The sequence below is a fragment of the Nonomuraea sp. NPDC052634 genome (assembly GCF_040678535.1).
Lineage (GTDB): Bacteria > Actinomycetota > Actinomycetes > Streptosporangiales > Streptosporangiaceae > Nonomuraea > Nonomuraea fastidiosa.
The window spans coordinates 1,686,455-1,700,154 of sequence record NZ_JBFATY010000001.1 but is presented as its reverse complement, the minus strand read 5'-3'; the positions used below and the strand labels follow the sequence as shown (position 1 = coordinate 1,700,154).

The following is a 13,700-nucleotide window of genomic DNA, read 5'->3' as shown; positions in this document are numbered from 1 at the left end:
CGCCGCCGGCGCCCGGGTGGGCTTCCGGCCTGACTTTTTCTGTCAGTCGGGCCGCCTACAGTGGCAACATGCGACCGGTCACTGATTTGCAGCGGAAGGTGGCGCCGTTCAAGGTCGTCACCGAGATGACTCCATCAGGCGACCAGCCGACGGCCATCGCCGAGCTGGAGCGCCGCATCAAGGCCGGGGAGAAGGACAGCGTCCTGCTCGGCGCCACCGGCACGGGCAAGACCGCCACCATCGCGTGGCTGATCGAGCGGCTGCAGCGGCCCACCCTGGTCATGCAGCCCAACAAGACGCTCGCCGCGCAGTTCGCCAACGAGCTGCGCGAGATGCTGCCCAACAACGCGGTCGAATACTTCGTCTCCTACTACGACTACTACCAGCCGGAGGCGTACGTCCCGCAGAGCGACACCTACATCGAGAAGGACTCGTCGATCAACGACGAGGTCGAGCGGCTGCGCCACTCGGCCACCAACTCGCTGCTCACCCGCCGCGACACCGTCGTGGTCGCATCGGTGTCGTGCATCTACGGCCTCGGCACGCCGCAGGAATACGTCGACCGCATGACCCGCCTGCGCGTCGGCATGGACATCGACCGCGACCAGCTCCTGCGCCGCCTGGTCGACATGCAGTACACCCGCAACGACATGGCCTTCACCCGCGGCACGTTCCGGGTGCGCGGCGACACCATCGAGATCATCCCGAAGTACGAAGAGCTCGCCGTCCGCATCGAGATGTTCGGCGACGAGATCGAGAAGCTCTCGACCATGCACCCGCTCACCGGCGAGGTCATCACCGAGGACGAAGAGCTCTACATCTTCCCCGCCTCCCACTACGTCGCGGGCGAGGAGCGCATGGCGGCCGCCATCGCGGGCATCGAGGCCGAGCTGGCCGAGCGGCTGGCCGAGCTGGAGCGGCAGGGCAAGCTGCTGGAGGCCCAGCGGCTGCGCATGCGCACCACGTACGACATCGAGATGATGCGCCAGATCGGCACCTGCAACGGCATCGAGAACTACTCGCGCCACATGGACGGCCGCGAGCCGGGCAGCGCGCCCAACACGCTGCTCGACTACTTCCCAGAAGACTTCCTGCTGGTCCTCGACGAGTCCCACCAGACCGTCCCGCAGATCGGCGCCATGTACGAAGGCGACGCCTCCCGCAAGCGCACGCTGGTCGAGCACGGCTTCCGGCTTCCGTCGGCGCTCGACAACCGGCCGCTGAAGTGGGAGGAGTTCCTGGAGCGCATCGGCCAGACCGTCTACCTGTCGGCGACGCCGGGGCCGTACGAGCTGGGGCGGGTCAAGGGCGAGGTCGTCGAGCAGGTCATCCGCCCGACCGGCCTGGTCGATCCGGAGATCGTGGTCAAGCCCACCAAGGGCCAGATCGACGACCTGGTCCACGAGATCCGCGAGCGCGCCGAGCGCGACGAGCGCGTGCTGGTCACCACGCTGACGAAGAAGATGGCCGAAGACCTCACCGACTACCTGCTGGAGCTCGGCATCCGGGTCCGCTACCTCCACAGCGAGGTCGACACGCTGCGCCGCATCGAGCTGCTGCGCGAGCTGCGCACCGGCGAGTTCGACGTGCTGGTCGGCATCAACCTCCTGCGCGAGGGCCTCGACCTGCCCGAGGTGTCGCTGGTGGCCATCCTCGACGCCGACAAGGAGGGCTTCCTGCGGTCGGAGACGTCGCTGATCCAGACCATCGGCCGCGCCGCCCGAAACGTGTCGGGCCAGGTCCACATGTACGCCGACAAGATCACCCCGTCCATGGAGCGGGCGATCGACGAGACCAACCGGCGCCGGGCCAAGCAGATCGCCTACAACGAGGCCCACGGCATCGACCCGCAGCCGCTGCGGAAGAAGATCGCCGACATCCTCGACTCGCTGCAGCGCGAAGACGCCGACACCCAGCAGCTCATGGGCGGCGGTCGCCAGCAGTCCCGCGGCAAGGCCCCGGTGCCCGGCCTCAGCGCCCGCCAGGCCGGCCAGCACGCCAAGGCCATCGCGGGCGAGATGCCGCGCGCGCAGATGGAGTCCCTCATCGAGTCGCTGACCGAGCAGATGCACCAGGCGGCGGCCGACCTGCAGTTCGAGGTGGCGGCGCGGCTGCGCGACGAGATCAAGGAGCTCAAGCGCGAGCTGCGCGACATGCGCGAGGCGGGGGTCGAGTAGGGGGCGCGCCGCTCCGGGGGCGACGGGCACGGGCATGCCGCCGTTGCCGGGCCTGGCACCGTCGCCGGGCCTGGCACCGTTGCCGGGCCTGGCACCGTTGCCGGGCCTGGCATCGTCGCCGGGCACAACCCTGCGCGACGCCTCCGCTTCAGCACCCGCCGCACCCGGCTCCCGCTGTAGTCGGCTTCCGCCGCGCTCACGGCCTGGTGTGCTTGTGCTCGCCGCGCTCACGGCCTGGTGTGCCGGTGCTCGCCGCGCTCATCGCCTGGTGTGCTCGTGCTCGCCACGCTCATCGCCGGGCGTGCTTGTGGCTGCCACGCTCATCGCCGGGCGTGTGCGCGCCCGCCGTACACCGCGCCCACCGCGCTGAACGCCGGCCGCGCTCGGCACACGCCGCGCTCGGCACCCGCCGCAGCCGGTACCCGCCCGGCGAAGGTGCTGTACCCAGCGAAGGCGCCGTGCCCCTCAGGGTTTGGACCCGCGATGGGGCGGTCTGATGAGGGCGCTGTGTCCGGCGACGGGGCGTGTCTGTGATGACGTGCGTATCCGGCGGCGGTGGTGCGCCTGGTGACGGATGGCGGCGTGCCCGGCGAAGGCGCTGTGCCCCTGAGGGCCTTGGGCCCGCGATGGCGGCGGGCCCGGTGACAGCGGGGTGTCTGGCGAAGGGCTGCTGGCGAGGACGGCGTGCCTGGTGAGGGTGGTGTTCCCGGCGACGGGGGCGTGTCCGGCGGCGGGGTGGGCGCAGCGGCAGACGCGTTCCGGTGGCCTGACCTGGGCGAATGCTTTACCTTCTGGCGGGCAGCGTCCAGGGTATGAACAAGTCGATCATCGGTGCCCTGGTCGGCGCCACGGTGCTCGCAGGGGGCTGCGGGGCGGTGACGAGCGAGGCCGAGCGGCTGGCCGTACGGTCGTCGCCGACCCTCGGCACGCCCACGGCCGAAAGCACCGACATGCCGATCAGCCCTGGCACCGCCACGCCGGACGGCAGCCCCGGCACGCCGGGCTCCGCCCAGCAGAGCCTGGAGGAGTTGAAGCAGGCCGGGCAGGCGGCGCTGGCGGCCGTACCCGGCTCCAAGGTGATCTCCATGGAGGCCGAGGAGAACGGCAGCCGCTGGGAGGTCCAGGTCGTCGGCGAAGACGGCACGGAGTACCAGCTCGACGTGGAGGGCGGCAAGGTCGTGACCGGCCCGACCAGCGAACAGGACGACGCCGACGACAAGGCCGAGCTCCGCGACCGGGTGGCCGCGGCCAAGCTCGACTACGCCCAGGCCGCCGACAAGATCACCGCCGCGGTGCCCGAGGGGCGCATCACGGAGCTGGCGCTGGACGACGAGCGGGACAAGACCGTATGGGAGTCCGACGTCGTCACGACTGACGGCGCCAAGCACGAGGTCACCATCGACGCCGCCACCGGCGACGTCATCCGCACCAGCCCCTCCCCGTCCTGACCCTTCACTTCGAGAACCCCTCCCGGGCCGCCGCGCACCGACCACCCCGAGCGTGGTGGCGGCCCACCCCCCGCACCTCGCACAACCAGTGGCCGTCCGCTTACTTGGCTCGCAACGGCCGGCTCAGTGCTCGCACGCCATACGCCCGCCCGCCGTCTCTCCCGGCTTGCGGCGGCCTGTCCTGCTCTTCAGGCGGTTTGTAGCGCCGGCTTCGTGCCTCGCACGGCTCGCGGTCGCTCCGTTGTCGTGGCTTGTGGTGGCGCGCCCTTAGCGTCTCGCGCGGCTTGTGATCGCCCGGCCGTCGCGGCTTGCGCCGGCTCGTCCGGCGCACCTCGCGCGGTCGGCAGGGGACCGTCCCCGCGTCCGCACGGCCTGCGGTGGTGCAGCTCGCACCTTGCGCAGCCTGCGGTGGTGCGGCCCACGCCTCGTACTGCCTGTGATGGCGCGCCCCGCCCCTTGTGCGGCTTGCAGTAGCCCACCCTGCGGCTTGCGGTCGCGCGCGGTTGCCGGTCGCTCTGTGGTTGTGGCTTGCGGTGGCGCGCCCCGCGCTTGTGCGGCTTGTAGCTGCCCGCCCTGCGGTTTGCGGGGGGTTCGGCTGGGGCTGGGGAGCGCGATCGGCGGTAGGCCGTCCCCTTGCTTCGCGGCGGGTGCGCCGAATAACACGCGTGTGCCGATGCGCCGTGTCTGGCTGACCGGGGGACCGGCTGTGCTGTGTCCCCGCTGCGGGCGGGCCGCGGCGTCCTGGCGTGTTCAGCTGGGCGGGGTTTCGCCGGGCGTTTCCAGGGCGGCGAGGGTGGTGTGGAGCCAGGCCAGTTCGGCTTGGCTGGTGGCGTGGGCGATGGTGAGCAGGCCCTGGCGGAACGGGTCGGGGAACTCCTCGGCGGCCATCGGCCGGTCGCCGTCGTAGAAGAAGCTGGTCGGCTCCTCCAGGAAGGCGAGCCGCCGCCGCAGCACCGCCGCCTGCTCCTTCGGCTCCCCGAGGTGCCTCAGGAACGCCAGCAGCGTGAACCACCGGTTCTCGTCGCTGATGTCGAGGTCGGCGGGCTCGCGCAGCCGGCGTTCGAGCTCGGCCTGCCCCTCCGGCGTCAGGTAGAGCATGCGGCGGGGCGCCGCGGCCACGCCGGGCTCGTCCTTCCTGAGCACCCAGCCGGCGTCGGCCAGGCGCTTGATCGCGGGGTAGAGGGTGCCGTCGGCGATCGGGCGTACGTGGCCCATCAGGGCGGCCACACGCGTACGCAGGTCGTATCCGTGCAACGGCTGATCCCTCAGGAATCCCAGGATGGCCAGCTCCAGCATGCCCCGATTATATATCGGGTTCGATATATATTGGCTTCGATACATGAGGAGGGCTGTCATGCACGATGCCATCGTTCATCCCAGCGGCGCCCGCATGCGCTGGGTCGAGCTGCCGGGCGGGGAGCCGGCCCGCGTGTACGTCCACGGCCTCGGCGCCACGTCGGCCCCCTACTACGCGGAGGTCGCGGCGCACCCGGCGCTGCCGCGCCGCCGTTCCCTCCTCATCGACCTGCTCGGGTTCGGCATCAGCGACCGCCCGCAGGACTTCTCGTACACGCTGGAGGCCCACGCCGACGCGCTCGCCGAGGCGCTGCGCAAGGCGGGTGTGGCGGGCGCGGCGGTGATCGCGCACAGCATGGGCGGGGCCGTCGCCATCGTGGCGGCGGCGCGGCATCCCGGCCTGGTGGCCGACCTGATCCTGGTGGACGCCAACCTCGACCCCTATCCGGTGACGCCCCCGCGCCCGGGCACCAGCGGCATCGCCGCCTACGGCGAGGAGGAGTTCGTGTCGGGCGGCTGGAAGGAGGTGCGCGACCGGGTGGGGCCGCACTGGTGGTCCACGATGCGCCTGGCCGACCTGCGCGGCCTGCACCGTACGGCGGTCAGCCTGGCCCAGGGCACCACGCCGACCATGCGCGAGCTGCTGATCGGGCTGACCGCCATTCCGCGTGCCTTCCTCTTTCCCGAGGGTGACGAGCCGGACGGGGCCGGGGAGCTGCGGGCGGCCGGGGTGCGGGTGCTGGGCATCCCGGAGTCCGGGCACAACATCATGCTCGACAATCCGGAGGCGTTCGCGCGTACTCTCGCGACCCTGCTGCCCTCCTGACGATCCTTTTCGGGCGCTCGCCCAGGGGCCTCTGCGCAGGTCTCGGGCGCTCGCCCAAGGACCTGTGCGCAGGTCTCGGGTGCGGCCCGTCAGGGGAGGTCTTTGCGCTCCTGCATCGTGCGGCGATACAGATCGTCGATCTCGTCGAGCGGGTCGGGGGCGGGGCGGCGGGCCTCGATCTCCAGGTCGGTGCGCTGGGTGAGGTCGGCGATGCCGGCCCCGGTGTGCTGGACCTGGTTGCTCAGCAGGTCGGCGCGGATGCGGGCGCACATGGCGGTCAGCGTGGCCTGGTGCCGGCGCAGGCGGTCGAGCGTGGCGTGATCGACGTACGGGGACATGCGGCGCTGCTGCGCGTACATGCCGAGCTGCTGGTCGTGGACGTCGGCCTGCGCGGTGAGGTCGGCCAGCAGCCGGGGCAGCTCGCCGAGCCCCCAGCCCTGGCGCTGGGCCTGTTCGACGGCCTGGCGGGTGAGCGAGACCTCGCGGCGCAGGTCGAGCCGGAGACGCTCCACCTCGGCGGCGTCGCCCGTGCCCATGGCGTTGACGTGGGTCGTGATGCGGGCGGTGGCCTCCTTGGCCTTGACCGCGGCCTTCTTGGCCAGCTTGACGATCAGGAAGATGCCGAGGCCGCCGAGGAACAGGAGGAACGCCAGGATCACCAGTACGACGATGAGGAACTCGCTGATCGTTGCCACCTCCTGTTGGCGCTGCTGCTTTGAAGGATAGTGCGCGCGGGCGGTTCAGGGGCGGGGCGCGTGACGGCGTACCCGAGCAAGCTCTTGATCGGGCCCGGACGCTGTGCTGACATGGCGGCAGGGATCACGCTCGCGAAGGGCGGGCCGGCATGGGCGGCGGGCGAGACGCCGCTGCTGCGGAGGGTCGGAGGCTAGGTGCCGTACGCGCAGGTCGAGCCGGGCGTCCGGCTCTTCTACACCGACGACGGCGAGGCGGGCGGCGAGCCGCCGCTGCTGCTCGTGCACGGCTGGGGCGCCGACTCCCACCAGTGGTCGTGGCACATCGACGCGCTGTCCGCCGGGCACCGCGTCATCGCGGTGGATCTGCGCGGCCACGGCTACTCGTCGGTCCCCGAGACCGGGAACACGCCGCGTGCGATGGCCGAGGACCTTGAGGTCATGCTCGGCCGCCTCGGCATCCCGCAGGTGGTGGCGGTCGGCCACTCCATGGGGGCGCAGGTGGTCTCGATCCTGGCCGTCGAGCATCCCCAGCGCGTACGGGCACTCGTCGCCCTCGACCCCGGCTACGGCATGAGCGCCGAGATCGCCGCCGGCTTCCCCGGGATGATCGCGGCCCTGCGCGGCGAGCGCCCGCACGAGGCCGCCGAGCGCATCGACGAGTGGTGCACGAACGCCGGCACCCCCGCCCTCATCCGGCGCTGGCACAAGCGCCGCCTGTACGGCATGCCGCCGCACGTGCTGGCGCAGGCGTTCGAGGCCATGTTCGTCAGCGGGGACGCGATCGGGGTGCGCCCGGCCAGCGACGACTATCTCGCACGCAGGCGCTGCCCGGTGCTGTCGATCTGGGCGGACCCCGGGCGCGCGCAGTGGGAGAGCGGGCTGCTCAAGGACCCGGCCTCGGCGGTGCTGTGCTGGGAGGGCGCGAGCCACCGGCTGCACGAGGAGCGGCCCGAGGCGTTCGTGCACGCGGTGGAGGGCTGGCTGCGCCGCCTCTGACCGCCCACGCGCCGGGCCGGGCGGGGTGGAGAGCCGCGGCCGGGCGGGGTGGAGAGCCGCGGCCGGGCGGGGTCACAGGGGCGGGCCGGTACGCGCCTCCCTCTTGCGGGCGCGCGCCCGCCGTACCCGCCGGATCAGCAGGAAGGCGAGCACGGCGAGCACCAGCAGCGCGACCAGCACCAGCACGGGCGCGAACACCGCGACCAGGCTCATCCCGATGGAGCCCGCGTCCTCGGCGGTGCTCAGCACCGGCGCGCCGAACCCGGCCGTGCCCGCGTTGACCACCGGACGGACGAGCGCCTTGACCGCGTGTACGGCCAGCGCCGCCACGATGCCGATCAGCCACCCGGCCCAGGGGTGCTCGCTCATCCAGGCCGAGCGTTCGAACTCGGCGGCGGCGTTGGTGGCGGAGAAGACCACGCCGCCGGACGCAGGGCGGATCACGGTCTGGATGGTGTCGTTGACGCTGTCGATCGCGGGCACCTTGTCCAGCACCAGCTCGGCGATCAGCAGCACGGCGATGATCGCGAGCACGCCCCAGTTCGACAGCCAGGAGTAGCCGTCCGGCAGGCGTACGGCGTCGGTGAAGTTGGCGAGCACACCCACGATGAGGAGGGGGATGTAGGCGTTGAGGCCGGCCGCCGTGGACAGCCCCAAACCGGTCAGAGCGGCGAGCATCCCCCTAGTCTGCCCTGGCGGCCTCGTCCATGAGGTCCCGAAGACCGGGGTCGGTGACTTCGGTCAGCGCCCGGTCGAGCGGCCGGGCGCGGGCGATCTTGTGGCGCAGGCGTCGTTGTCGCACGGGACGGTGCCCTCGTCCCTGACGGCCAGGCACGCCCTGATGCGGTCCGCGACGGGGATGGAGCCGAGGTGGCGGGGCGGCAGCCGGTCACTCCGCTGTGAGCCTGCCCAGGCGCTCGACCGCCTCGCCGAACTCGCTGATCATGTCGTACACCACGTCCCTGGCCGGGCGTACCTGGTCGAGCTGGCCGACGACCTGCCCGACGAAGTAGTTGACCAGCTCGATCGCGCCGGGCTCGCCCTTCTCCGCCGCCGCGCCGATCCGCGCCATCGCGCCCTCGGCGAGCAGCAGCTGCAGCGGCATGCCCAGCGGTCCCGGGCTCTCCTCGGCGCCGTCCCACTCCTCGGTCCAGGCGGACTTGAGCTGGCGGGCGGGCTTTCCCGTACGGGAGCGCGAGCGCACCGTGTCCAGCGACGAGGCCGCGAGCAGCTTCCGCTTGACCGCGGGCGACGTCTCGGCCTCCTCGGTCGTCAGCCAGACCGAGCCGCACCACACGCCCTCCGCGCCGAGCGCCATGGCCGCCGCCATCTGCCGCCCGGACGCGATGCCGCCCGCGGCCAGCACGGGAACGGGCGCGACCGCGTCCACGACCTGCGGCACCAGCACCATCGTGGAGACGTCGCCGGTGTGGCCGCCCGCCTCCGTGCCCTGCGCCACGATGATGTCGGCCCCGGCGGCGATCTGCCTGCGCGCGTGCTCGACGGTGCCCACCAGGGCCGCCACCGGCACGCCCGCCTCCCTGGCTCTGGTCACCATCTCGGGCGGCGGCGGCCCCAGGGCGCTGGCGATGAGGCCGATGCGGTGCTTGAGCGCCACGTCGATCAGTCCCGTCGCGCCGGCCGCGGTCACCCGCCTGCCCATCTCGTCGGCGGTCGCGCCCATCGGCCTGACGGGCGTGCTGACGCCGTACTTGGTCATCAAGTGCGTGATGAAGTCGCGGTGCCGGTCGGGCACGGCGTCCATGAGGTGCGCGCGCCGGTCGTGGGCCGAGGCGTCGATCGTGCCGGGGACGAGCACGTCCACCCCGTACGGCCGGCCGCCCACCTGCTCGTCCAGCCACGTCAGCTCGGTGTCGAGCTGCTCGGGAGAGTACGCGACCGCGCCCAGCACCCCGAACCCGCCCGCGTTCGTGACGGCCGCCACCACGTCACGGCAGTGGCTGAAGGCGAACAACGGGAACTCGATCCCTAAACGCTCACATATCGCGGTCCGCATGCACCGACGCTAACCGTCAGAAGCTTGTTCGGTCCATCCCCGGAACCGCCGTCGCGTGCGGGGCTGGGGTGCGGTGGGCAGGGGGTTCGGCGTGCGGGACCGCGAGTGACGGGCGCGACGGCGGACCGGGCCTCAGCGCGTAAGGCCGGAATCGCTGCGGTGCTCAGCGCATGGTGGCGTCCTGCGTGACGGGCGTGTGCCAGCCCAGCTCGGGCGAATAGCCGCGGACCCGCCTGGCCGGCACCCCGGCGACCACGCTGTGATCGGGGAACTCACCGCGCACCACCGCGCCGCCCGCGACCACGCACTGGCGGCCCAGCGTGGTGCCGGGCAGGATGATCGCGCCCGCGCCCAGCCAGGAGCCCGAGCCGATCGAGACCGGGCTGTTGCGCGGCCACTGCCGCCCGATCGGCACGTCGGGGTCGTCGTAGACGTGGTTCTGGTCGGTGATGTAGACGTACGGGCCGGTGAAGACGTGGTCGCCGATGTCGATGGACTGGTGCGCGACGATGTGCGAGCCCCGGCCGATCGAGCAGCCGCCGCCGATGCGCAGGATGGAGTCGGGGCCGAGGTCGTGACCGGGCACCATGCCGCACGACAGCGACACCCGCTCACCGACGAGCGTGTGATCGCCGATCTCGATCCACTCCTCGCCGAAGATCGCGCCAGGGGGGAAGGCGATGCTGACGCCGTCACCGATACGCCGGAATCGGTAGCCCGATGGCGTGGACGGGGTGATCGCTCCGGCATGGCGGATCGCCGCGTACGTACGGTGAATCAACGCCCCCAAAGCCCGCCGAACGAGTGACATAGGGACCAAAGTTACCGCTAGGTCAAGCCGTTCGGGCATGTGAAGGGCGTTGTTTGATATCCTGAGAGCCCGTGGACATTCCGACCACACCTCGAGCCACGGGAGCCCCTTTGCGCAGCGCATCGCAAACCAAGCATCTGTTCGTCACCGGCGGTGTCGCCTCCAGTCTCGGCAAGGGGCTCACGGCATCCAGCCTCGGTCGCCTTCTCAAGGGGCGCGGTCTCAGGGTCACCATGCAGAAGCTCGACCCTTATCTCAACGTCGACCCCGGGACCATGAACCCGTTCCAGCACGGTGAGGTGTTCGTCACCGAGGACGGCGCGGAGACCGACCTCGACATCGGTCACTACGAGCGCTTCCTCGACACCGATCTCCACGGCTCGGCCAACGTCACCACCGGCCAGGTCTACTCCAACGTGATCGCCAAGGAGCGGCGGGGCGAATACCTGGGCGACACCGTGCAGGTCATCCCCCACATCACCAACGAGATCAAGGACCGCATCCGGGGCATGGCCGGTCCTGACGTGGACGTGGTCATCACCGAGGTGGGCGGCACGGTCGGCGACATCGAGTCCCAGCCGTTCCTCGAGGCCGTGCGCCAGATCCGGCACGAGGTGGGCCGCGACAACGTGTTCTTCCTGCACGTGTCGCTGCTGCCGTACATCGGGCCGTCGGGCGAGCTCAAGACCAAGCCGACCCAGCACAGCGTGGCAGCGCTGCGCAGCATCGGCATCCAGCCCGACGCGATCGTGCTGCGCTCCGACCGTCCGGTGCAGACCGCGATCAAGCGCAAGATCAGCCTGATGTGCGACGTCGACGAGGACGCGGTCGTCTCCGCCGTCGACGCGGCCTCCATCTACGACATCCCGAAGGTGCTCCACGCCGAGGGCCTCGACGCGTACGTCGTGCGCCGGCTCGGCCTGCCCTTCCGCGACGTCGACTGGACGGAGTGGGAGCAGCTCCTGCGCCGGGTGCACCGCCCGGCCAAGGAGGTCACGATCGCGCTGGTCGGCAAGTACATCGACCTGCCGGACGCGTACCTGTCGGTCACCGAGGCGCTGCGCGCCGGCGGCTTCGCCAACGACGCCCGCGTCAACATCCGCTGGGTCAAGAGCGACGACTGCGAGACCCCCGAGGGCGCAGAGCGCGAGCTCGACGGCGTCGACGGCGTGCTGATCCCCGGAGGCTTCGGCGTGCGCGGCATCGAGGGCAAGATCGGCGCCATCCGCCACGCCCGCGAGAACAAGATCCCGCTGCTCGGCATCTGCCTCGGCATGCAGGGCATGGTCATCGAGGCCGCGCGCAACCTGGCCGGGCTCGAGAACGCCAACTCCTCCGAGTTCGACCCCGACACCAAGCACCCGGTCATCTCCACCATGGCCGACCAGGAAGACGTCATCGCCGGCGAGCGCGACATGGGCGGCACCATGCGGCTCGGCAGCTACACCGCCAAGCTCGGCGAGGGCACGCTGGCCCGGGAGCTGTACGGCGGCAAGGCCAAGGCCGACGAGCGCCACCGCCACCGCTACGAGGTCAACAACGCCTACCGCGAGCGGCTCGAGCAGGTCGGCCTGGTCTTCTCCGGCCTGTCGCCCGACGGCCGGCTGGTCGAGTACACCGAGCTGCCCACCGACGTCCACCCGTTCTTCATCGGCACCCAGGCGCACCCCGAGTTCAAGTCGCGGCCGACCCGGGCCAACCCGATGTTCAAGGGCCTGATCGCCGCCGCGCTCGTCTACGCCGACAGCCGCGTCGGCAGCGCCAAGGTGCACCCGTGAGCGGGCGCCCCGACGGCCCGCTGATCGCCGACACGCCCGAGTCGTGGGACGTCGTCGAAACGCGTCATCGCTTCAAGGGCCACATCATCGACGTCGTCACCGACACCGTCAGGATGCCCCGCGACGAGGTCGCCGAGCGCGACTACGTCGTCCACCCGGGTGCCGTGGCCGCGCTCGCACTCGATGAGCACGACCGCGTCCTGCTCATCAGGCAGTACCGCCACCCCACCCGCCACCTGATGTGGGAGCTGCCCGCGGGGATCCGCGACGTGGAGGGCGAGCCGCTGGTCGAGACCGCCGCGCGCGAGCTCGCCGAGGAGGCCGGCTACCGCGCCGAGACCTGGCACACCCTGGCCGACCTGCGCTCGTCGCCCGGCATGACCGACGAGCGGGTCAGGGTGTTCCTGGCGCGCGGCCTGACCAAGATCCCTGACGAGGAGAACGACTTCGTCCAGCGGCACGAGGAGATCGGCATGCCGGTCGAATGGGTGCCGCTGGCCGACGCGGTCGAGAAGGTCCTCCAGGGAATGATCCACAATTCCACGGCCGTGGCCGGTATCCTCGCCGCGTACGCGGCTTCGGCTGAGGGGTTCGCCCGGTTGCGCCCCGCCGACGCCCCGGAGGCGTGACGGAAGGACCTGTTCGTGGAGGCGGTGCTCTCCAGCTACCTCGCCCATCTCGCGGTAGAACGTGGTCTGGCTGCCAACACGCTCGCGTCCTACCGCCGTGACCTGCAGCGCTACGTCGAGCATCTCCGGGCGCGCGGCCGCCTGGCGCTCGACGAGGTGGGGGAGGCCGACGTCCAGGCCTTCCTCGCCGCGCTGCGCGAGGGCGACGGCGAGCATCCCGCCCTCGTGGCCAGCTCCGCCGCCCGCGCCGTCTCCGCCGTGCGCGGGCTGCACCGCTTCGCCCTGCGCGAAGGCGTCACGGCGCACGACCCCGCCCATGAGGTGCGCCCGCCGCGCCGGCTGCGCCGCCTGCCCAAGGCGATCGGCGTGGACGAGGTCGAGCGGCTCATCGCCGCCTCAGGCCCCGACGGGGCCCCTCTGACGCTGCGCAACCGCGCCCTGCTCGAAGTGCTCTACGGCACCGGCGCGCGCATCTCCGAGGCCGTCGGGCTGGCCGTGGACGACCTCGAGGACGACCAGGTGCGCCTGCGCGGCAAGGGCGGCCGCACGCGGATCGTGCCGCTCGGCCGCTACGCGCGCGCCGCGCTGGACGCGTACCTGGTGCGGGCCAGGCCCGGGCTGCTCGCCCACGGGCGCGGCACCTCCGCCGTCTTCCTCAACGCCCGCGGCGGCCGTCTGACCCGGCAGGGCGCCTGGGAGGTGCTGCAGGCCGCCGCCGAACGAGCCGGACTCGACGGGATAAGTCCCCACGTACTCCGGCATTCCTTTGCAACTCACCTTTTGGACGGCGGGGCGGACGTTAGGGTTGTGCAGGAGCTGCTCGGCCACGCCTCGGTGACGACCACCCAGGTCTACACCCTGGTCACGGTCGACAAGCTCCGCGAGGTCTACGCCGCCGCGCATCCGCGTGCCCGGCAGTGATCTATAGTCTTTTGGGACGTGCGCCGCCCACGGCGTGCCGCCTTGCCGCGTTAAGTGGCGACGCCATAGTGTCCGTCCGGACGGTCCGGTTCGGGATCGTCAGGGA

Annotated in this window: 12 protein-coding genes; 7 read left to right on the top strand and 5 right to left on the bottom strand. The window is 71.6% G+C overall.

Annotated features, from left to right (window positions below; genetic code table 11):
- The first annotated feature begins 68 nt into the window (after positions 1 to 68).
- Positions 69 to 2,177, top strand: a complete 2,109-nt coding sequence (uvrB, locus tag AB0K67_RS07680; protein ID WP_364054552.1) for an excinuclease ABC subunit UvrB — start codon at positions 69 to 71, stop codon at positions 2,175 to 2,177.
- 812 nt (positions 2,178 to 2,989) lie between these two features.
- Positions 2,990 to 3,625, top strand: a complete 636-nt coding sequence (locus AB0K67_RS07675) for a PepSY domain-containing protein (protein ID WP_364054549.1) — start codon at positions 2,990 to 2,992, stop codon at positions 3,623 to 3,625.
- A gap of 750 nt (positions 3,626 to 4,375) precedes the next feature.
- Here the strand turns inward: AB0K67_RS07675 and AB0K67_RS07670 are convergent.
- Positions 4,376 to 4,921: a PadR family transcriptional regulator gene (locus AB0K67_RS07670; RefSeq protein WP_364054547.1), complete on the bottom strand. Its 546-nt coding sequence runs from the start codon at positions 4,919 to 4,921 to the stop codon at positions 4,376 to 4,378.
- Positions 4,922 to 4,979: 58 nt separating this feature from the next.
- On the opposite strand from AB0K67_RS07670, the gene AB0K67_RS07665 reads away from it, so the two are divergent.
- Entirely contained in the window at positions 4,980 to 5,747 is a 768-nt protein-coding gene (locus AB0K67_RS07665) for an alpha/beta hydrolase (RefSeq protein ID WP_364054544.1), read from the top strand.
- An 89-nt stretch (positions 5,748 to 5,836) separates the two neighbouring features.
- On the opposite strand, the gene AB0K67_RS07660 is transcribed toward AB0K67_RS07665, so the two are convergent.
- Positions 5,837 to 6,442, bottom strand: coding sequence for a hypothetical protein (locus AB0K67_RS07660; protein ID WP_364054541.1), 606 nt, complete (start codon positions 6,440 to 6,442; stop codon positions 5,837 to 5,839).
- 195 nt (positions 6,443 to 6,637) lie between these two features.
- On the opposite strand from AB0K67_RS07660, the gene AB0K67_RS07655 reads away from it, so the two are divergent.
- Entirely contained in the window at positions 6,638 to 7,438 is an 801-nt protein-coding gene (locus AB0K67_RS07655) for an alpha/beta hydrolase (RefSeq protein WP_364054538.1), read from the top strand.
- A 72-nt stretch (positions 7,439 to 7,510) separates the two neighbouring features.
- Here the strand turns inward: AB0K67_RS07655 and AB0K67_RS07650 are convergent, their stop codons facing one another.
- The 3 genes from AB0K67_RS07650 to AB0K67_RS07640 form a co-directional block, all read right to left on the bottom strand.
- Complete coding sequence (locus AB0K67_RS07650) at positions 7,511 to 8,116, bottom strand: DUF4126 domain-containing protein (protein WP_364054535.1); 606 nt, start codon at positions 8,114 to 8,116, stop codon at positions 7,511 to 7,513.
- A 211-nt stretch (positions 8,117 to 8,327) separates the two neighbouring features.
- Positions 8,328 to 9,455, bottom strand: a complete 1,128-nt coding sequence (locus AB0K67_RS07645) for a nitronate monooxygenase family protein (protein ID WP_364054532.1) — start codon at positions 9,453 to 9,455, stop codon at positions 8,328 to 8,330.
- 163 nt (positions 9,456 to 9,618) lie between these two features.
- The gene (locus AB0K67_RS07640) at positions 9,619 to 10,266 is read right to left on the bottom strand and encodes an acyltransferase (RefSeq protein WP_364054529.1); all 648 of its coding nucleotides are present in this window, start codon (positions 10,264 to 10,266) and stop codon (positions 9,619 to 9,621) included.
- Positions 10,267 to 10,376: 110 nt separating this feature from the next.
- On the opposite strand from AB0K67_RS07640, the gene AB0K67_RS07635 reads away from it, so the two are divergent.
- From AB0K67_RS07635 to xerD, 3 genes are read left to right on the top strand one after another with little or no spacing between them, the layout of a single operon-like run.
- Positions 10,377 to 12,044 carry a CTP synthase gene (locus AB0K67_RS07635; RefSeq protein WP_364054526.1) on the top strand — a complete coding sequence of 556 codons (1,668 nt, stop codon included), beginning with the start codon at positions 10,377 to 10,379 and terminating at the stop codon, positions 12,042 to 12,044.
- Positions 12,041 to 12,673 (top strand): NUDIX hydrolase, encoded by a 633-nt coding sequence (locus AB0K67_RS07630; protein WP_364054523.1) that lies wholly within the window; start codon positions 12,041 to 12,043, stop codon positions 12,671 to 12,673. Before AB0K67_RS07635 ends, AB0K67_RS07630 begins: the two co-directional genes overlap by 4 nt.
- 15 nt (positions 12,674 to 12,688) lie before the next feature.
- Positions 12,689 to 13,594, top strand: coding sequence for a site-specific tyrosine recombinase XerD (xerD, locus tag AB0K67_RS07625; RefSeq protein WP_364054520.1), 906 nt, complete (start codon positions 12,689 to 12,691; stop codon positions 13,592 to 13,594).
- Positions 13,595 to 13,700 lie beyond the last annotated feature (106 nt).